This window comes from Pseudomonas pudica (assembly GCF_015680405.1).
GTDB lineage: Bacteria > Pseudomonadota > Gammaproteobacteria > Pseudomonadales > Pseudomonadaceae > Aquipseudomonas > Aquipseudomonas pudica.
Genome location: NZ_JADLJS010000002.1, coordinates 34897 through 53999, shown reverse-complemented (window position 1 = coordinate 53999; position 19103 = coordinate 34897). Strand labels below are relative to the sequence as shown.

The window sequence follows — 19103 nt, the reverse complement described above, 5'->3', positions numbered from 1 at the left end:
GCGCAGGCATCGGTCTGTACCGAACTGGCATGGGCAGCATCGGCAGCGCTTTGCTGGGTGCTGACCTGGCGGGTGATGTCGCTGGCAAACTTCACCACCTTGTACAGGCGGCCCTTGCTGTCGAAGATCGGGTTGTAGGAAGCCTCCAGGTAGACCGTCTGGCCATGTTTGTCGACGCGCTCGAAACGGTGCGAGTGGTATTCGCCGCGGTTGAGCGAAGCCCAGAACTCACGGTATTCGGCCGATTCGCGCTCATGCGCCAGGCAGAACAGCCCGTGATGGCGGCCGACCACCTCGTCCAGGCGATAGCCCATGGTGTCGAGGAAGTTCTGGTTGGCCTTGATCACCCGGCCTTGCGGGGTGAATTCGATCACAGCCATGGAGCGGCTGATGGCTTTGAGCAGGCTTTCGCTCTCGTGCTCCTCCATCACCCGCTGGCTGATGTCGGATGCCACCTTTATAACGCTGGTGACCTGGTGCTGCTCGTCCAGTACCGGCATGTAGCTGGCTTCCAGCCAGACTTCGCGGCCGGCCTTGTCGATGCGCTCGAAGGTACCGCTGATGGCCTTGCCCTGCCCCAGTTCACGCCACAGTTGCTGGTACTCGGCGCTCTTCGCGTAGCCAGGGTCGCAGAACAGCCGGTGGTGCTTGCCGCGCAACTCCTCGGCGCTGTAGCCCATGGCCTGGCAGAAGCGCTCATTGGCATCGAGAATTGTGCCGTCGGGGGTGAACTCGATCATTGCCATGGAGCGGCTGATAGCCGCCAGCTTGGCCTGCAAGCTGGCCAAGGCCTGATGACTGCGCTGAATCTCGACCAGATCGGACTTGCGGTGGAAATCGAACATGACGCCGGGCTCCTTTATGCACGGTGTCCTGAGCATAGATCGCCTGGCGTAAGTCGTGGTTCTTGTGGCGCTTGTGAGATCGAGCGCCGCCCGCGCGGCGCTCGCCCCCCTCAGGACAAACTCACGAGCTCTCCCGCACCATCAACTCGAAGCCCAGGTCCTGCTGCGCGTTCGGCACCCGCTTGCCATCGAGCAACGCCAGCAGCGCCTGTGCAGCACCGCGCCCCACGGCGGCCCGAGGCGTGCGAATCGAGGTCAGCCGCGGCACCATGTGCGCCGAAGCCGGCAGGTCGTTAAAACCGACCATCGCCACCTGCCTCGGCACCTCCACCCCTTGGCGCAATGCCTGCAGCACCGCGCCCTGGGCCAGGTCGTCGTTGCAGAAGAAGATGCCGTCGACATCCGGCGCCTGCTGCAGCAGCTGGCTGAACAACGTGCTGCCCAAGGCAATGGAAGAAGGCTCCGGCGCCAGCACTTCCAGCTCGGCAGCCTGCAAGCCGGCCTCGGCCAACGCCTGGCGGAACCCTTCGGCACGCTGCATCACCCGCGGGTCGAGCTGCGCGGCAATGAACGCGAGGCGCTTGCGCCCGCGCTCGATCAGGTGGCGGGCCGCGGCGCGCCCCGCCTGCTGCTGCGAGAAGCCGACCGACAACGCCCCGGCCTCGCCATTCAGTTCCATCATGTGCACACAGGGCACCCCACTGGCCGCCAGCATCTGCCGCGATGCCTCGCTGCGCTCGAAACCGGTCAGCAGCATGCCGCAGGGCTGGTAGGCCAGGTAGTTGCGGATGAGGTTCTCTTCTTCGGCAAGATCATAGTGATAGTTGCCGATCAGTACTTCGAGCCCGCGCGGGCGCATGACCTCATGAATGGCTTCCAGGGTGTCGATGAAGAGCTGGTTGGACAGCGACGGGATCAACACCACCACCGACTGGCTGCGCGCCGAAGCCAGGGCACGGGCCGCCGGGTTGGCCACATAGCCGAGGCTCGCCGCGGCAGCAACGACCTTTTCCACCAGCTCTGGCGCAACCGTGCTGACCCCGCGCAGGGCGCGCGAGGCGGTAATCGGGGAAACCCCGGAAAGCCTGGCCACTTCTGCCAGAGTGGGACGACCTGTGGTGCGGGAGCCGGTGCGGGACATGGATGTTGTAATTTTACTACTTGCAAGGAAAGGGAACGGCCACTAAGGTAGCGCTGTCTCAGGACGCAGGCAATGTAATCTTTGTAGCCGCCGCCGCGCGCTGGCCGCCAAGCGTCCATACTGCGTAAGGACAAGATCAATAACACCGGGGAGGTGACTGTTCGTCGACGACGAGACAGCGCTATCTCACCCGCAGGAGGTACTGATGAATTCTCCCCTGTCCGCCATCGTGGTGATGGGCGTGGCCGGTTGCGGCAAAAGCTGCATCGGTGCTGCCATCGCCGCCCGAAGCGGCGGCCGCCTGATCGAAGGCGACGCTTTCCACTCTGCCGAAAACATCCGCAAGATGAGCGCTGGCATACCCCTGGACGACAGCGACCGTGCCGGCTGGCTGGTGCGTCTTGGCCAGGAACTGCAAGCCACGACCAAGGCCGGGGAACGTCCGATCCTGACCTGTTCCGCGCTCAAGCGCCGCTATCGCGATTCCCTGCGCGATGCCATGCCCGGGCTGGTATTCGTATTCCTCGAACTGTCACCGGCCGAAGCGGAAAAACGCGTGCTGGCCCGCCCCGGGCATTTCATGCCGGCGAGCCTCATCGACAGCCAGTTCGCAGCCCTTGAGCCGCCACACGGCGAACCACTGACCATCGCGCTTGACGCCACCCAGCCCATCGAAGCGCTTGCCGAAGCGGTGGACAGCTGGCTGAAGGGCCGCGGTGAGCCGGGCCTGGCACAAACCGCCTGAACCTGGCGGCTTACCCGGGCTACCCAAGACAGCGCTACCCTGCCCCACGAGCGCAAGCAAAGTTCCAAAAAGCTACGCCAAAACAACGATAAGACCGAGGCCTTCAAACCATGTTCGGACTGGCTACTGATACCTTCCTGCTGCTCGACGCGCTGGTTACCATCGTCGGGCTGATCCTGCTGATCACCCACTTCAAAGTCCACCCCTTCGTCGCCCTGACCATCGCGGCCGGCTTCCTTGGCCTGACCTCCGGCATGCCGGTGGCCAAGGTCATGAAATCGTTCCAGGACGGTTTTGGCGGCGTGCTGGGCTTCGTCGGCATCGTGCTTGCCTTGGGCACCATGCTTGGCAAGCTGATGGCCGACTCCGGGGGGGCTGACCAGATCGCGCAAACCCTCATCCGCGCCTTCGGCAAGAAGAACGTGCACTGGGCAATGATGTTCGCCGCCTTCCTGGTGGGCATTCCGCTGTTCTTCGAGATCGGCTTCGTGCTGCTGATTCCGCTCGTGTTCATCGTCGCCCGGCGCTCTGGCGTGTCACTGATCAAGATCGGCATTCCGCTGCTGGCCGGCCTGTCAGTGGTGCATGGCCTGGTGCCCCCACACCCGGGCCCGCTGCTGGCGATCGGCATCTTCCATGCCGACATCGGCAAGACTATCTTCTATGGCCTGATCGTGGCGCTGCCTACCGCCATCATCGCCGGCCCGCTGTTCGGTAACTTCATTTCACGCTACATCCCGGGCACCCCGTCCCAGGAGCTGATGGACCAGATCGCCAAGGAGTCCGACCAGGGCAATCTGCCGAGCTTCACCATCACCCTGGTCACCGTGCTGCTGCCAGTGGTGCTGATGCTGCTGAAGACCTTTGCCGACGTGGTGCTGCCAGCCGAGCACATCGTGCGTCAGTGGATGGACCTGATCGGCCACCCCATTACCGCCCTGCTCGCTGCCCTGCTGCTGGCCTTCTATACCTTCGGCTCGGCCCGCGGCTTCAACCGCCAGCAGATCATGAAGATGCTCGACCAGAGCCTGGCACCGACTGCGGCGATCGTGCTGATCGTTGGTGCCGGCGGCGGCTTCAAGCAAATGCTGGTAGATACCGGCGTGGGCAACGTGATCGGGCAGATGGCCGTGCAGGCGGAGATTTCGCCGATCATGCTGGCCTGGCTGGTAGCGGCAGTAATCCGCATTGCCACCGGTTCCGCCACGGTCGCCACCATCACCGGCGCGGGCATCGTTGCACCGGTGATCGACCTGGTGCCAGGGGTCAACCGCGAGCTGCTGGTGCTGGCCACCGGCGCCGGCTCGCTGATCCTGTCCCATGTCAACGACGCCGGCTTCTGGCTGGTGAAGCAGTACTTCAACATGACCGTGGCGGAAACCTTCAAGACCTGGAGCATGATGGAGACCATCCTGTCGATCGTCGGCATCATCTTCATCATGTTGCTGTCGCTGGTGGTGTAACCGTTGATCGGGGTAATGGCACCTTGAAGCTTCGGGTAGGGCCGAACAGAAGTATCAACCCTACCCGAAGCAAAGGAGCCTGCCATGCCCCGCTCAAGCATCCTTCTGATTGCCCTGCTCGCCGCGCCATTGGCCATGGCTGCCGGCACTGGCCCCACCTACCCCGACGACCCGCACAACCCGGCGCCCAAGCCGGGCGCGGACAGCACCCTCAACCCGATCGAAAAGCCCATGCCGCGGGACACCGACCCACGCATAAAAGGCAACGACCCGGACAGCCCGCCCGCTGAACAGAATGACAACCGGGATTTGCCGGGTATGGATGGCAGTGGCTCGGAAGGTACCGGGCGGCAGGGAGCAGCCGATAATCAGCGTTGATCAATGCCCTCAAATTCCAAAAGTTGCCGCAATCCCTGTAGGAGCGGCCTTGTGTCGCGAAGGGCTGCAAAGCAGCCCCAGCAATTTCAACTGTTGCGCATCAATCCCGGGGCCGCTTTGCGGCCCTTTCGCGACACAAGGCCGCTCCCACAAATGCCGCTCCCACAGGTGGGGGCCTCACCACTGGCGCTTGTCCGGCCGGGTCAGCCCCAGTTTCTCGATCCGGTAACGCAGCATGTCCCGCGATAGCCCGAGCATGCGCGCCGATTTGGTCACGTTCCAGTCCGTGCGGTCCAGGGTCTTGCATACCAGGTCACGCTCCATGTCCGGCAGGCTGGTGCCGGGCTCGGGTTCGTGGCGAGGCATTTCGAACACCGCAGGCGCCGCCTGTTGCACCAGCGGCTCGTCGATCAGGGTCATGCACAGGTTGAGCTGATGCGCCTGCACCACCTCGTTCGGTGCCAGCAGCACGGTCTGCTCCAGCATGTTGCGCAGTTCGCGCACATTGCCTGGCCAGCTGTAACCGAGCATCAGGTTTTCCGCCTCGGCGGAAAAGCGCAGGTTCGGCTTGCCATAACGCCGGCCATGATGGGCCAGGAAATGCCGCGCCAACAGCAATACGTCCTGCCCGCGGGCATACAGGCGCGGTACCTTCAGGGCAATGATGCGCAGTCGGAAGAACAGGTCGCGGCGGAACTTGCCCTGCTGCACCATCTGCTCCAGGTTGCAGTTGGTGGCGCTGATCACCCGCAGGTCGACCTTGCGCTCCTTCACCGAGCCGATCCGGCGGATAGTGCGGTCTTCCAGCAACTTGAGCAGCTTGGCCTGCAGCACCAGGTCCATCTCGCCAATCTCGTCGAGGAACAAGGTACCGCCATCGGCAGCCTCCACCAGGCCCACCCGGCGTTCCTTGGCATCGGTAAAGGCGCCCTTTTCGTGGCCGAACAGCTCCGCTTCCAGCAGATTGGCCGGAATCGAGGCACAGTTGAACTCGATGAACGGCCCCTTGCTGCGCGAACCATCGAAATGCAGGGCGCGGGCCACCAGTTCCTTGCCGGTACCGGTCTCGCCTTCGATCAGCACCGGTGGCAAATCATCGCTGGCCATGCGCCGCTCGGCATCCAGCACCTGGCGCAGGGTGTGCTTGAGGGTGAGCATCGTCGGTGATTCGCCGATCAACGCCTGCAACCCGGACTTCTGCGCCTCGCGCTCCTGGTAGAACGACAAGGTGCGCTCCATGCGCTCGGCAGCCAGCGCCTTGTCCAGGGTCAGCTTGAGCTCGGCCAGCACCACCGGTTTGCTCAGGTAATGGAAGGCGCCCTCCTTCATTGCCTGCACGGCATCTTCGACATTGCCGTAGCCGGTCATCATGATCACTTTCAGGTCCGGCACTTGCGCCACCAAGGTACGCAGCAGGTCGTGCCCACTCATGCCCGGCAGCGAGTTGTCGGTCAGCACCGCATCGGGCTGGCCCCGCTTGATCTGCTCCAGCGCCAACTCCGCGCTGTGGCAAACGGTGACCTCGAAGCCCTTGAGGCCGAGGTAGGTGCGAATGTTGTCGGCGAGAATTTCATCATCCTCGACTACCAGGATGCTGTGCTCCATGGTCCCCTCCCGCTGCGATATTGAATGTAAGGCTGACGCGGGTTCCTTCCTCTTCGCGGCTGCTCAGGCTGACCGAGCCTCCAAAACGCTCCATGATGCGTTTGACCAGGGCCAGGCCTACGCCGAGGCCACCCTGCTTGGTGGTGTAGAACGGCTTGAACACCATCCGTTCCTGCTGTTGGCTCATGCCCTTGCCGGTATCGGTGAGGACAAATTCGGCACGCTGCCCATCCTGCACATTGACCTGAGCGCGCAGCATGCCGCCTTCGGGCATGGCCTCCAGGGCATTGGAGAACAGGGTGTTGAGAATCTGCGTGAGCTGTAGCGGCTGGCTGGCCACCCATTGTGACCCAGGGCCTTCGTAGCAGAAGCGCACACCGTTGCGTTCGATCTGCTGGGCGAAGGCCAGATGGGTGTCCTCGATGGCCGTCACCAGGTCCACGGCCTCGGCGTCGTCACTGGTCGGGCGCAGCGACACCAGCAGGTCACGCACCCAGCGCGACATGCGATCGACCTGGCTGATGATGTCGGTGATGTTCTTCTGCGCCGCGGGGTTGGCGATTTCCTGGGCCAGTTCGGCGCTGGAGCGGATGTTGGCCAGCGGGTTGCGCAAGCTATGCGCCACTGCCGAGGACATCTCGCCCAATGCCACATAGGTTTCACTGGCCACCAGCCGGTCCTGCTGCAAGTGCAGCAGCTGCGCCGCGCGGCGCACGATCCAGAACAGGCCGAAGTAGACCAGCGCCCCGCCCACCAGGGTCGAGGCCCAGATCAGCACATAGCCGCGCTGGATACGCCGGACCAGGTCTTGCGGCTCCTTGTAGATCTCCACCATGGCCAGCACCTGCTCGCCCTGGCTGTCGAAAAGCGGGATGTAGTTCTCGATGAACAGGTAGCGCGGTTCACGCTGGAACTTCTGCTCTTCGCGGTCATCGTCGGCCTGGTGGTAGCTGGCCGACACCGCCTTGCGCGAGCGGAAGGCGCGGTCGAGGTCGCCATCCGCCGCGATGCGCTTGCCGATCAGCTCCCGGTTGGTCGACCAGACGATGGTACGGTCGCGTGCATAGACATTAGCCAGCAAGATGTCCGGCAGGTGCTCGACATGGTCGAGGAACTCGACCCGGGTCGATTCAGCCAGGTCTGGCGTGAACTGCAGGTGCTGCTGGTCCAGGCGCGGGTCAAGCAACTCGCCCATTGTGGTGCCCGGCGGCAACTGCGAATGGCGGACTTCGGCCTGGGCCATGGCCTGGATGAACTGGGCGGTGAGCATGGCATCGCGCTCGACGCTGTCGCGCACCACGAAACGCGTCGACACATAACCCAGCCCGCCTGCCACCGAGGCGATAATCAGCAGGCTGATCACCGAGAACCAGCGTAGCAGGTTGAATTCGCGCAATGGCACGGCCACACCGCTGGCGGTAGTACGGGCCTTGTCTGGCACTTCATTATCCAGCATCTGCATCGCGTGCTTCCCGCGCAGGGCGTCCGTTCAGAAATGCATCAAGGCGACGAACAGTAGCCAATTGATAGCACTCCACTCGTGCAGCCGCAGCTGCCATTTGTCGTGTATTGCGCTCTGCCTGTCATGAAGCAAAAACCCAGCCAGTAACTTTACCTATTATATTAATCATTACTAATCAACAGGTTAATGAATCTTCCTAAACCAGCCTCGAGGATAATTCCCCATTTTTGGGGATTTTCACCCAAAAATGATAAAAACCTTTATAAACAAGTAGATATGGTCGTTTATTAAAGTCAATAATCACTCCCTGACCAGCCGGAAACTCAACGAAACCCGGGTGCCATGGCCTTCACTGCTGCTGAGCCGGACACTGCCCCCGAAGCGTTCCATGATGCGTTTCACCAATACCAACCCCACGCCCAACCCACCCTGCTTGGTGGTGAAGAAAGGCCGGAAGGCCATGCGCTGCTGCTCTTCGTTCATGCCTTTACCGTTGTCGGACAAGCGCAAAGTCAGGCTGCGCCTGTCATGACGCACCACCTCGACACGCAACCACCCACCCTGCTCCATCGACTCCAGGGCATTGGCGATCAGGCTGCTGAAAATCTGCCGCAGTAACACCGGGTGCCCCAGCACCTGTACCGCCGGTAACGGGTGCAGGTCCAGGCTCACTCCGCCGCGCGCCAGCGGCACCGCGTAAGTCTGCAGGCTTTCCTGCAATGCCAGCGGCAGATCCACTGCCACTGCCTCATCGTTGAACGGGCGCAATGACTGCAACATCTGACGGATCCACTGCGACATGCGATCGACCTGGCTGATGATGTCATTGACATTGCGCTGCGCCGGGCCATCGTCGAACGCCTGGGCCAGTTCGGCACTGGAACGGATGCTGGCCAGCGGGTTGCGCAGGCTGTGGGCCACCGCCGAGGAGACCTCGCCCAGTGCCACATAGGTTTCGTTGCTGATCAGCCGCTTCTGCTGCACCGACAGCAGGCGCGCGGCGCGGTGCATGATGCCGTACAGGCCGACGTAGACCAGTCCGGCACCGACGGTGATCGCCAGCCAGATCAGGATCAGGCCATGCTCGATGCGCACGATCAGGTCATGGGGCTCCTTGTAGATCTCGACCATCGCCGTGACCTGCTCGCCATCGGCATCGAACAGCGGAATGTAGTTCTCGATGAACAACTGCTTGGGTGGAGTGACGAACTTCTGCTCGGCACGGGCCTGCTCGAAGTTGTGGTAGCTGGCCGAGACTCGCATCTTGTACTCGAAGGCTTGCTCCAGGTCTTCGTCGCCTTCGATCAGCTTGCCGACCAGGGCCGGGTTGCTGGACCAGATCACCGTACGGTCCGGGGCATAGATATTGGCCAGCAGCATGTCGGGCAGGTGAGCGATGTGGTCAAGGAACTCGCCACGCGCCCTGCGCCGAGCGTCCGGGTCGACATCTAGCAGGTTGGCGCGATCGATGCGCGGGTCGAGCAGTTCACCCATGGTGCGCACATTGGGGATCGACACATGGCGCACTTCGGCGTCGGCGATGGAGGTGATGAACTGAGCGGTGAGCAAGGCGTCGCGCTCGATGCTCTCGTCGATGATGAAACGGCTGGAAATCAACCCCAGCCCGACAGCTACCGAGAGGATGATGGCCAGGCTGACCCAGGCGTACCAGCGCAGGAGGTTGAACGGCTTGCGTGGGGTGGCCAGTTCGATACCGGCGGGTAATTCAATGGCGTCGGAACGAGGGGCGATGTCCATGGCGGACTCCACAACTGGGCACCTTCAGAAGGTTATAGCCCAGAGTTGGGGAAACCATCGGGTCGGCTTGGTGGCATCCGCCGAAGGGTATTGTTTCTACCCTTAGTGGGGGCCTGCAGCTGCCGGCGCTCACACAGGGAGGTTGCAAAGGCTAATCACCCGTCAACCCCTGCAACTTGCGGTACTCCCGCAGCACATTGGGCACATAGCGCCGGGTCTCGGCGAACGGCGGTACCGCGCCACGGCGCAGCACAGCTTCGGGGCCGGCGTTGTAGGCCGCCACGGCCAGGGTGATGTCATTGTCGAACAGGTTGAGCATGCGCTTGAGGTAGCGGGCCCCGCCCTGCACGTTGTCCTCCGGGTCCAGGCGGTTTTCCACGCCCATCTCCCGAGCGGTATCCGGCATCAGTTGCATCAGCCCCACCGCGCCCGCCGGCGAACGGGCCTTGGGGTTGTAGCCGGACTCGGCCTTGATCACCGCATGCAGCAACGCCGGGGGTATATCGTGGGTGCGCGCCGCGGCGGCGACCAGCTTGGCGTAGGGGCGGCCGGTGATCAGTTGCGCGTTGGCCGGGCCGGCCTGGGCCTTCGTCTCGCTGATCACCGTTTCGTAGAGGCGCCCGGGTCGATGGACGTTGGTCAGTATGTAGCTGCCTTTGGCGTCGATGGAAATGTACACATCGGCCTGGGCAGCACCTGCCACCAGCCAGATCAAACCGAGAATGAGTCCACGCATGTCGGTCGCCTCTTCGTGGTACCCCCGATGTTGGGGGATATACCCCGGAAAACCCGGGGTCGAGGACCACGACGCAAGCACTGTGCCGCTTTGCATGCCGCGTGGTGCAAGGCGCCAGCGCCGGCGTGCACGGCTGTTGCATGGAGCCTGCAAAAGCTTGTCCCCATGCAGCGGAGGGCTTCACCATGCAGCGCAGAACCAACCCTCAACTTGGCTTCACCCTGCTCGAACTCTTGGTGGTTTTGGTGGTGCTCGGCCTGTTGGCCGGTATCGTCGCCCCCAAGTACTTCAGCCAACTCGGCCGCTCCGAGGCCAAGGTAGCGCGGGCGCAGATAGAGGGGCTGAGCAAGGCCCTGGACCTTTACCGCCTCGAAGTCGGCCACTACCCCAGCAGCGAGCAAGGCCTGCAGGCCCTGGTGATCGCCCCCAGTGGCGAAGCGCGCTGGACCGGCCCGTACCTGCAGAAGGCCGTGCCGCAAGACCCGTGGGGCCGCGCGTACATCTACCGGCAACCCGGCGAGAATGGCGGTGAATACGACCTGCTGTCGATGGGCAAGGATGGCCAGCCCGGCGGCGACGGGGAAAACGCCGAAATCACCAGTTGGCAGTAGGGAGAACGGCCATGCGCTACAGCCTCAAGGCCCTGGGCAGGCAGGGTGTGGTGCAGTTGCAGATCGACGCCGAGGACGCCGACCAGGCCCGCCGCCAGGCCGAGGACCAGGGCCTGCGCGTGCTCAGCCTGCGTGGCCATGGCGGCGCCTTGCGCGGCATGGCCTGGCGCCGCGAAGCAAGCTTTGACCTGGTGCTGTTCAGCCAGGAACTTTCCACCCTGCTCAACGCCGGCCTGCCGCTGATCGACGCGCTGGAAAGCCTGGCGGAAAAGGCCCCCGCAGCGGCAACGCGCAAAGTGCTCGCCGAACTGGTCCGCCAACTGTACGAAGGCCGCTCGCTGTCCCAGGCCCTGGGCCAGCAGCCACGGGTGTTCCCGCCGCTGTACGTGGCGCTGGTGCAGTCCAGCGAGCGTACCGGCGCGCTGGGTGACGCCCTCGCCCGCTACATCAGCTACCGCCAGCGCCTGGACCTGGTACGGCAGAAGCTGGTGGGCGCCTCGGTGTACCCGTTGCTGCTGTTGCTGGTGGGCGGTGGCGTGGTGCTTTTCCTGCTTGGCTACGTGGTGCCTCGCTTCAGCCAGGTATTCGAGGGCATGGGCGCCGAGTTGCCCTGGCTGTCTCGGTTGCTGATGCAGATCGGCCTGTTCCTGCACGCCCAGCAACTGCCGCTGGCGTTGGGCTCCCTAGGTGCGGTCACGGCGCTTTGGCTGCTGCGCCGTCAACCACGGGTACGGCGCTGGGCGGCCTGCCAGCTGCGGCGCCTGCCAGCACTGCACCAACGCCTGATGATGTACGAACTGGCACGCTTCTACCGCTCGTTGGGCATCCTGCTGCAAGGCGGTATCCCCATCCTCACCGCCATGGGCATGGCCCGCGGCCTGCTCGGCAGCGCGGCGGCCCAAGGCCTGGAGCACGCCAGCCAGCGGGTCGGCGAAGGGTTGCCGCTTTCCGACGCGCTGGAGGCCGGGCAACTGGTCACGCCGGTATCGCTGCGCCTGCTGCGGGCCGGCGAGCAGTCCGGCAACCTGGGCGAGATGCTGGAGCGCTGCGCCGACTTTCATGACCAGGAAATCGGCCGCTGGGTAGAGTGGTTCGTCAAACTGTTCGAACCACTGCTGATGACCTTCATCGGCCTTCTGATCGGCCTGATCGTGATCCTGATGTACATGCCGATCTTCGAACTGGCCTCGAGCATTCACTGAATGGCCAGACCCAGGCTTTCGCGCAGGGTGGTGCCCTCGTAGGCAGTGCGATATACCCCGCGCTCCTGCAGCAGCGGCACCACTTGCTCGGTAAGGCGGCGGAACTGCCCGGGGTGGCGTGTGCTTACCGCCAGCGCCGAGAGCAGGGTCAGCGGCTCCAGGCGGTTGAGGTAATGGAGCGGCGAACCGGGGGTTATGTACTGGCTGTCGACGAAGAACATCAGGTCGAATAACGCCGCCTCTGCCTGGCGGGCGATGTCGATGTACCAGTCGATGTTGACGCTGGCGTCGGCAGGCAGCTCCGGGTCGAGCCACTGGTTGTGCCGGCCGGGGCCGCCGCAGCCCATGGTCAGGGCACCGAGCTTGATCTTGCGGGTGGTCATGGGTATTCCTCGGAAACGGTGGTGGCTGTGCCGGCCTCTTCGCGGGGAAACCCGCTCCCACCGGAACTGCGCAGTGTTCGAGTGCTGCACTGCCCTTGTGGGAGCGGGTTCACCCGCGAAAGGGCCAGTAAAGGGGTAATCGCTGGCAGGTAGCAGTGCTGGACGGTTTGTCAGCGGCAGACTTCAGAGCAGCCGGCGAGTGGCAGGCGCCGCAGCCGGCGTTGCCAGCGGTGACCGAAATCGATGTCGAGCAGCCTGCTGGCGCGCTTTGCGGCGCTGGACTTGCAGGCACTGACGCAAACCCCGGTGTACGTGCTGGACCGTGGCACGGCGCGCTGGATTGCAGCGGGCAAGGCGCTGGAGAGCCGCGAAACGCGCTTGGTCGTGGCGCGTACCGACCGTTATCGCCGGCCTTATGAAGGGACGGACAACCCGCGTGAAGCGATGCAGGGGTATCTGGACTGGGAATTCGGCTGGATTGCCCAGCTGGAGCGCGATGGCACCCATGGGTTCCGCGTATCGAGTTGACATTGCCGGGGGCGCGTTGCGCCCCTTTCGCGACACAAGGCCGCTCCTACAGGGGAACGCGTAAGCTGTAGGAGCGGCCCTGTGTCGCGATGGGCTGCAACGCAGCCCCAGAAATACCAACCATGCTGCAAATCGATGAACGACCCACACATATCATTCATCGTGATAATAACCTTCGCCCCGTTCGATTCGTGCATCACGCGCAAGACACTCACACTCCGCCCACTACTAATACATTGGCGGAGTTCTCCATGGAACAATCACTCAAACCCTTGCGCTTTCCCCTCGCTGCCTTGGCAGTGGTGGTGATCAGCGCTTGCGGTCGAACCCCCGACGCCGTGCAGGCTCCCGCGGCGCCGAAGGTCAGCGTGGCCAAGGTGATCGAGCAACCGATCAATGAATGGGACGAGTTCACCGGCCGCCTCGAAGCACCGGAAACCGTCGAGGTACGCCCACGGGTCTCCGGCCAGATCGACCTGGTGGCCTTCACTGAAGGCGCCCAGGTCAAGAAAGGCGACCTGCTGTTCCAGATCGACCCACGCCCGTTCCAGGCAGAGGTCCGCCGCCTCGAAGCTCAGCTTCAGCAAGCCAAGGCCACTGCCATCCGCAGCGCCAACGAAGCCCGCCGTGGTGAACGCCTGCGTGACAGCAACGCCATTTCCGCAGAGCTGGCCGAATCGCGTAGCAGCGCCGCCGCCGAAGCCCGCGCCGGGGTTGACGCGATCCAGGCGCAGCTCGACCTGGCACGCCTGAACCTCAGCTTCACCCGTGTCACCGCGCCCATCAGCGGCCGCGTCAGCCGCGCCCAGTTCACCGCCGGCAACATCGTTACCGCCGATGTCACCCCACTGACCAGCGTGGTCTCCACCGACAAGGTCTACGCCTACTTCGACGCCGACGAGCGCGTGTACCTCAAGTACACCCAGCTGGCCCGCGAAGGCCAGCGCGGCCAGAGCACCCCGGTGTACCTGGGCCTGACCAACGAAACCGGCAACCCGCACCTGGGCCAGATGAACTTCGTCGACAACCAGGTCAACCCGCGCACCGGCACCATCCGTGGCCGTGCGGTGTTCGACAACAGCGACGGCCAGTTCACCCCTGGCCTGTATGCACGCCTGAAGCTGGTAGGCAGCGCCCAGTACCAGGCCGTGCTGATCAACGACGAAGCCGTCGGCACCGACCTTGGCAAGAAGTTCGTGCTGGTCATGGACAAGGACAACAAGGCCGCCTACCGCGCCGTGGAGCTGGGGCCGAAGCTGGAGGGCCTGCGCATCGTGCGCAGTGGCCTGGGCAAGGACGACCGCATCGTGGTCAAGGGCCTGCAACGCGTACGCCCTGGCTCACCGGTCACCCCGGAAGAGACACCGATGGCCAGCGAACAGACCCTCGCCGCCCTCGCCCAGCAGCGCCAGGCCCTGGAGGCCAGCAACCCGGCGCCTAAGGTGGCGGGCAACAACGTGAAAGTCGCCAGCGCCCAGGCGCCACGCGGTTAAGGGACCACACCGATGAACTTCTCGAAATTCTTCATTACCCGGCCAATCTTCGCCGCGGTGCTGTCGCTGGTGCTGCTGATCGCGGGTTCCATCTCGCTGTTCCAGCTGCCGATCAGCGAATACCCCGAAGTGGTGCCGCCCACCGTGGTGGTGCGCGCCAACTTCCCCGGCGCCAACCCCAAGGTCATCGGCGAAACCGTCGCCGCGCCACTTGAGCAGGCGATTACCGGCGTGGAGAACATGCTGTACATGTCCTCCCAGTCCACCGCTGACGGCAAGCTGACGCTGACCATCACCTTCGCCCTGGGCACCGACCTGGACAACGCCCAGGTGCAGGTGCAGAACCGCGTCACCCGTACCCAGCCCAAGCTCCCAGAGGAAGTGACCCGCATCGGTATCACCGTCGACAAGGCCTCGCCCGACCTGACCATGGTCGTGCACCTGACCTCGCCGGACAACCGCTACGACATGCTCTACCTCTCCAACTACGCCATCCTCAACATCAAGGACGAGCTTGCGCGTCTGGGTGGCGTGGGCGACGTGCAGCTGTTCGGCATGGGCGACTACTCGCTGCGCGTTTGGCTGGACCCGAACAAGACCGCTTCGCGCAATCTGACCGCCAGTGATGTGGTGGCTGCGATCCGCGAGCAGAACCGCCAGGTGGCCGCCGGCCAGCTGGGCGCACCGCCCGCCCCGGGTTCGACCAGCTTCCAGCTGTCGATCAACACCCAGGGTCGCCTGGTCAATGAGGAAGAGTTCGAGAACATCATCATCCGCGCCGGTGCCGATGGCGAAATCACTCGCCTGAAGGACATCGCCCGGGTCGAACTCGGCTCCAGCCAATACGCCCTGCGTTCGCTGCTGAACAACCAGCCGGCGGTGGCCATCCCGATCTTCCAGCGCCCAGGCTCCAACGCCATCGAGATCTCCGACGAAGTGCGGGCGAAAATGGCCGAGCTGAAGAAGGACTTCCCCGAGGGCATGGACTACAGCATCGTCTATGACCCGACCGTGTTCGTCCGTGGTTCCATTGAAGCCGTGGTGCACACCCTGTTCGAAGCACTGGTGCTGGTCGTGCTGGTCGTCATCCTGTTCCTGCAGACCTGGCGTGCCTCGATCATCCCGCTGATGGCCGTGCCGGTATCGCTGATCGGTACCTTCGCCGTGATGCACCTGTTCGGCTTCTCGCTCAACGCACTGTCATTGTTCGGCCTGGTCCTGGCCATCGGTATCGTGGTGGACGACGCCATCGTCGTGGTGGAAAACGTCGAGCGCAACATCGGCCTGGGCCTGAAACCCCTGGAAGCCACGCAAAAGGCCATGGGTGAAGTGACCGGGCCGATCATCGCCACCGCCCTGGTGCTGTGCGCGGTGTTCGTGCCTGCTGCGTTCATTTCCGGCCTGACCGGGCAGTTCTACAAGCAGTTCGCCCTGACCATCGCCATTTCCACGGTCATCTCGGCATTCAACTCGCTGACCCTGTCGCCGGCCTTGGCTGCCGTGCTGCTGAAGGACCACCATGCGCCCAAGGACCGTTTCTCGCGGTTCCTGGAAAAACTGCTGGGCAGCTGGTTGTTCACCCCGTTCAACCGCTTCTTCGACCGCGCTTCCAACCGCTACGTCGGCGGCGTGCGTCGGGTCATCCGCTCCAGCGGCATCGCCCTGTTCGTGTATGCCGGCCTGATGGGCCTGACCTACCTGGGCTTCTCGTCCACCCCGACCGGTTTCGTGCCGGCCCAGGACAAGCAGTACCTGGTGGCGTTCGCCCAACTGCCTGACGCGGCCAGCCTCGACCGCACCGAAGCAGTGATCAAGCGCATGAGCGAAATCGCCCTGAAGCAGCCTGGCGTGGCCGACTCGGTAGCCTTCCCGGGCCTGTCGATCAACGGCTTCACCAACAGCCCGAACAGCGGCATCGTGTTCACTCCGCTCAAGCCGTTCGACGAGCGCAAGGACCCGAGCCAGTCGGCGGCGGCCATCGCTGCTGCACTGAATGCCCAGTTCGCCGACATCCAGGACGCCTACATCGCGATCTTCCCGCCACCGCCGGTACAAGGCCTGGGCACCATCGGCGGCTTCCGCCTGCAGATCGAAGACCGTGGCAACCTGGGCTACGAGGCGCTGTACAAGGAAACCCAGAACATCATCGCCAAGAGCCACAACGTGCCGGAACTGGCGGGCCTGTTCACCAGCTACCAGGTCAACGTGCCGCAGGTCGATGCCGCCATCGATCGGGAAAAGGCCAAGACCCACGGCGTGGCGATCACCGACATCTTCGACACCCTGCAGGTCTACCTGGGCTCGCTGTACACCAACGACTTCAACCGCTTTGGCCGCACCTATCAGGTGAACGTCCAGGCCGAGCAGCAGTTCCGCCTCGATGCCGAGCAGATCGGCCAGCTGAAGGTGCGCAACAACATCGGCGAAATGATCCCTCTGGCGACCTTCCTCAAGGTCAGCGACACCTCCGGGCCTGACCGGGTGATGCACTACAACGGTTTCATCACCGCCGAGATCAACGGCGCCGCGGCACCGGGCTACAGCTCCGGCCAGGCTGAAGCTGCAATCGAGAAGCTGCTGAAAGAGGAACTGCCCAACGGCATGACCTTCGAGTGGACCGACCTGACCTACCAGCAGATCCTCTCGGGCAACACTGCGCTGTTCGTGTTCCCGCTGTGCGTGCTGCTGGCCTTCCTGGTGCTTGCCGCCCAGTACGAAAGCTGGAGCCTGCCGCTGGCGGTGATCCTGATCGTGCCGATGACCCTGCTGTCGGCCATCACCGGGGTGATCGTGTCGGGGGGTGACAACAACATCTTCACCCAGATCGGCCTGATCGTACTGGTGGGCCTGGCGTGCAAGAACGCGATCCTGATCGTCGAGTTCGCCAAGGACGAACAGGCCAAGGGGCTCGACCCGCTGGCTGCGGTACTGGAAGCCTGCCGCCTGCGCCTGCGGCCGATCCTGATGACCTCGATCGCCTTCATCATGGGTGTGGTTCCGCTGGTGTTCAGCTCCGGTGCAGGTTCTGAAATGCGCCATGCCATGGGTGTGGCGGTGTTCTCGGGAATGATCGGCGTGACCGTGTTCGGTTTGTTCCTGACCCCGGTGTTCTTCTTCCTGATTCGCCGTTTCGTCGAGCGTCGCCAGGCCCGCAAGGCCGAGCGCGCCCACTCGCTGGAGAGCCATGCATGAACCTGCTCAAACCCTTGACCCCGAGCCTGCTTGCGCTGGCCCTGGCGGCCTGCGCGGTAGGCCCGGACTACCAGGCGCCGGCCACCGAGCCCGCGCAGCTGGCCAGCGATGTACAGACCAAGGCCTACGACCGCAGCCGCTTCGAAAGCCTGTGGTGGAGGCAGTTCGACGACCCGGTACTGAACCAGCTGGTACAGGCTTCGCTGGACGGCAACCGTGACCTGCGCGTGGCCTTCGCCCGCCTGAAGTCAGCCCGTTCGATCCGTGAGGACGCCGAGAACGATCAGTTCCCGGTGGTCACCAGCCGCGCCAGCAGCGACATTGGCAAGGGCCAGGTCCCCGGCCAGACCACGCAACGGGTGAACAGCGAGCGCTACGACCTGGGCCTGGACATGGCCTGGGAGCTTGACCTGTTCGGCCGCATCCAACGCCAGATCGAAGCCAGCGAAGCCCAGGAAGCGGTAGCCGCGGCCGACCTTCAGCAGCTGCAGGTCAGCCTGATCGCCGAGCTGGTCGATGCCTACGGCCAGCTGCGCGGCGCGCAATTACGCGAGAAGATCGCCCTGGCCAACCTCAAGACCCAGCAGGAATCGCGGGCCATCACTGAAACCCTGCGCGATGCCGGCGTGGGCAACGACCTTGACGTGGTGCGCGCCGACGCGCGCCTGGCCGGGGTCGAAGCCACCGTGCCGCAGTTGCAGGCGGAACAGGCGCGGGCCCGGCATCGCATCGCCACACTGCTCGGCCAGCGCCCCGAGGCGCTCAGCGTCGACCTGTCGCCCAAGGCCCTGCCGGCCATCGCCAAGGCGCTACCGGTGGGTGACCCGGGAGAACTGCTGCGCCGCCGCCCGGATATCCGCAGCGCCGAACGCCAGCTGGCGGCTGCCACCGCCAACGTCGGGGTGGCCACGGCCGACCTGTTCCCGCGTGTCAGCCTCAGCGGCTTCCTCGGCTTTACTGCAGCCCGAGGCTCGCAGATCGGCTCCTCGGCAGCCAATGCCTGGGCGTTGGGCCCGAGCATCACCTGGGCCGCCTTCGACCTGGGCAGCGTGCGCGCCCGCCTGCGCGGTGCCAAGGCCGATGCCGAAGGGGCACTGGCCAACTATGAACAGCAGGTGTTGCTGGCCCTGGAAGAATCGGCCAACGCCTTCAGCGACTACGACAAGACCCAGCAGCGGCTGTTGTCGCTGATGCGCCAGAGCGATGCCAGCCGCAAGGCGGCGGAACTGGCCTCGATTCGTTATCGCGAGGGTACGGTGGACTACCTGGTGCTGCTCGATGCCGAGCGTGAGCGGCTGAGCGCAGAAGATGCGCAGGCCCAGGGCGAGGTCGAGCTGTACCGCGGCATCGTCTCCATCTACAAGGCCCTGGGCGGCGGCTGGCAACCGGAGACTGTAGCCAGCGCGCGCTGATACACCCGTTTCAACGGCTCCTTTGGTTGGTTCCTCCCCCAACCGTTTGCCCCGCAGGCCTTGGTTTGCGGGGCTTTTTTATGTTTTTTTGGGGGTGTTCGCCACGACATCATCGTTGTCGTTGAGATCGAGCGCCGCCGCATAACCCG

13 protein-coding genes and 3 pseudogenes are annotated in these 19103 nt (G+C 63.9%); 9 read left to right on the top strand and 7 right to left on the bottom strand.

Features of this window, described 5'->3' with window-relative positions; translation table 11 throughout:
- Positions 1-62: 62 nt before the first annotated feature.
- Positions 63-746 (bottom strand): annotated as a pseudogene (locus IRZ77_RS27235) (PAS domain-containing protein); the annotation flags it as partial.
- Between the two features lie 220 nt (positions 747-966).
- Positions 967-1986, bottom strand: a complete 1020-nt coding sequence (gene gntR / locus IRZ77_RS01830; protein ID WP_046614299.1) for an HTH-type transcriptional regulator GntR — start codon at positions 1984-1986, stop codon at positions 967-969.
- Between the two features lie 205 nt (positions 1987-2191).
- Here gntR and IRZ77_RS01825 point away from each other — a divergent pair, with 205 nt between their 5' ends.
- The 3 genes from IRZ77_RS01825 (at position 2192) to IRZ77_RS01815 (ending at position 4572) form a co-directional block, all read left to right on the top strand.
- Positions 2192-2731, top strand: coding sequence for a gluconokinase (locus IRZ77_RS01825; RefSeq protein WP_085600851.1), 540 nt, complete (start codon positions 2192-2194; stop codon positions 2729-2731).
- A gap of 110 nt (positions 2732-2841) precedes the next feature.
- A complete protein-coding gene (locus IRZ77_RS01820) occupies positions 2842-4194 on the top strand; it encodes a GntP family permease (protein WP_015270532.1) in 1353 nt (450 codons plus the stop codon).
- Positions 4195-4278: 84 nt separating this feature from the next.
- Positions 4279-4572, top strand: a complete 294-nt coding sequence (locus IRZ77_RS01815; protein WP_046614301.1) for a hypothetical protein — start codon at positions 4279-4281, stop codon at positions 4570-4572.
- Between the two features lie 177 nt (positions 4573-4749).
- Here IRZ77_RS01815 and IRZ77_RS01810 read toward each other — a convergent pair whose 3' ends face one another.
- From IRZ77_RS01810 to IRZ77_RS01795, 4 genes are all read right to left on the bottom strand, one after another.
- On the bottom strand, positions 4750-6177 hold the full coding sequence (locus IRZ77_RS01810; RefSeq protein WP_046614302.1) for a sigma-54-dependent transcriptional regulator: 1428 nt from the start codon (positions 6175-6177) through the stop codon (positions 4750-4752).
- Positions 6146-7639 carry a sensor histidine kinase gene (locus tag IRZ77_RS01805; protein WP_046614303.1) on the bottom strand — a complete coding sequence of 498 codons (1494 nt, stop codon included), beginning with the start codon at positions 7637-7639 and terminating at the stop codon, positions 6146-6148. The genes IRZ77_RS01810 and IRZ77_RS01805 overlap by 32 nt, the downstream gene beginning before the upstream one ends.
- A 300-nt stretch (positions 7640-7939) precedes the next feature.
- Entirely contained in the window at positions 7940-9397 is a 1458-nt protein-coding gene (locus tag IRZ77_RS01800; RefSeq protein WP_196172762.1) for a sensor histidine kinase, read from the bottom strand.
- 151 nt (positions 9398-9548) lie between these two features.
- A complete protein-coding gene (locus IRZ77_RS01795) occupies positions 9549-10133 on the bottom strand; it encodes a lytic transglycosylase domain-containing protein (protein WP_046614305.1) in 585 nt (194 codons plus the stop codon).
- 185 nt (positions 10134-10318) lie between these two features.
- Here IRZ77_RS01795 and gspG point away from each other — a divergent pair, with 185 nt between their 5' ends.
- Together gspG and IRZ77_RS01785 are read left to right on the top strand one after the other, a co-directional pair.
- Positions 10319-10744: a type II secretion system major pseudopilin GspG gene (gene gspG, locus IRZ77_RS01790; RefSeq protein WP_046614306.1), complete on the top strand. Its 426-nt coding sequence runs from the start codon at positions 10319-10321 to the stop codon at positions 10742-10744.
- Positions 10745-10755: 11 nt separating this feature from the next.
- Positions 10756-11946 carry a type II secretion system F family protein gene (locus IRZ77_RS01785; protein WP_085600846.1) on the top strand — a complete coding sequence of 397 codons (1191 nt, stop codon included), beginning with the start codon at positions 10756-10758 and terminating at the stop codon, positions 11944-11946.
- An 89-nt stretch (positions 11947-12035) separates the two neighbouring features.
- On the opposite strand, the pseudogene IRZ77_RS01780 reads toward IRZ77_RS01785, so the two are convergent.
- Positions 12036-12329 (bottom strand): annotated as a pseudogene (locus tag IRZ77_RS01780) (LLM class flavin-dependent oxidoreductase); the annotation flags it as partial.
- Between the two features lie 143 nt (positions 12330-12472).
- Here IRZ77_RS01780 and IRZ77_RS01775 point away from each other — a divergent pair.
- From IRZ77_RS01775 to IRZ77_RS01760, 4 genes and pseudogenes are all read left to right on the top strand, one after another.
- Positions 12473-12857, top strand: a pseudogene (locus IRZ77_RS01775) (rhodanese-related sulfurtransferase); the annotation flags it as partial.
- Positions 12858-13108: 251 nt separating this feature from the next.
- Entirely contained in the window at positions 13109-14350 is a 1242-nt protein-coding gene (mexE, locus tag IRZ77_RS01770; protein WP_046614310.1) for a multidrug efflux RND transporter periplasmic adaptor subunit MexE, read from the top strand.
- Between the two features lie 12 nt (positions 14351-14362).
- Positions 14363-17542, top strand: a complete 3180-nt coding sequence (locus IRZ77_RS01765) for an efflux RND transporter permease subunit (RefSeq protein WP_046614311.1) — start codon at positions 14363-14365, stop codon at positions 17540-17542.
- Entirely contained in the window at positions 17539-18954 is a 1416-nt protein-coding gene (locus IRZ77_RS01760; RefSeq protein ID WP_046614312.1) for an efflux transporter outer membrane subunit, read from the top strand. The genes IRZ77_RS01765 and IRZ77_RS01760 overlap by 4 nt, the downstream gene beginning before the upstream one ends.
- Positions 18955-19103: the final 149 nt, after the last annotated feature.

What these genes read in the sequence shown, in the direction of transcription:
- gntR (WP_046614299.1), bottom strand. Translation starts at nt 1,986, where the DNA reads ATGTCCCGCACCGGCTCCCGCACCACAGGTCGTCCCACTCTGGCAGAA.
- IRZ77_RS01825 (WP_085600851.1), top strand. Translation starts at nt 2,192, where the DNA reads ATGAATTCTCCCCTGTCCGCCATCGTGGTGATGGGCGTGGCCGGTTGC.
- IRZ77_RS01820 (WP_015270532.1), top strand. Translation starts at nt 2,842, where the DNA reads ATGTTCGGACTGGCTACTGATACCTTCCTGCTGCTCGACGCGCTGGTT.
- IRZ77_RS01815 (WP_046614301.1), top strand. Translation starts at nt 4,279, where the DNA reads ATGCCCCGCTCAAGCATCCTTCTGATTGCCCTGCTCGCCGCGCCATTG.
- IRZ77_RS01810 (WP_046614302.1), bottom strand. Translation starts at nt 6,177, where the DNA reads ATGGAGCACAGCATCCTGGTAGTCGAGGATGATGAAATTCTCGCCGAC.
- IRZ77_RS01805 (WP_046614303.1), bottom strand. Translation starts at nt 7,639, where the DNA reads ATGCAGATGCTGGATAATGAAGTGCCAGACAAGGCCCGTACTACCGCC.
- IRZ77_RS01800 (WP_196172762.1), bottom strand. Translation starts at nt 9,397, where the DNA reads ATGGACATCGCCCCTCGTTCCGACGCCATTGAATTACCCGCCGGTATC.
- IRZ77_RS01795 (WP_046614305.1), bottom strand. Translation starts at nt 10,133, where the DNA reads ATGCGTGGACTCATTCTCGGTTTGATCTGGCTGGTGGCAGGTGCTGCC.
- gspG (WP_046614306.1), top strand. Translation starts at nt 10,319, where the DNA reads ATGCAGCGCAGAACCAACCCTCAACTTGGCTTCACCCTGCTCGAACTC.
- IRZ77_RS01785 (WP_085600846.1), top strand. Translation starts at nt 10,756, where the DNA reads ATGCGCTACAGCCTCAAGGCCCTGGGCAGGCAGGGTGTGGTGCAGTTG.
- mexE (WP_046614310.1), top strand. Translation starts at nt 13,109, where the DNA reads ATGGAACAATCACTCAAACCCTTGCGCTTTCCCCTCGCTGCCTTGGCA.
- IRZ77_RS01765 (WP_046614311.1), top strand. Translation starts at nt 14,363, where the DNA reads ATGAACTTCTCGAAATTCTTCATTACCCGGCCAATCTTCGCCGCGGTG.
- IRZ77_RS01760 (WP_046614312.1), top strand. Translation starts at nt 17,539, where the DNA reads ATGAACCTGCTCAAACCCTTGACCCCGAGCCTGCTTGCGCTGGCCCTG.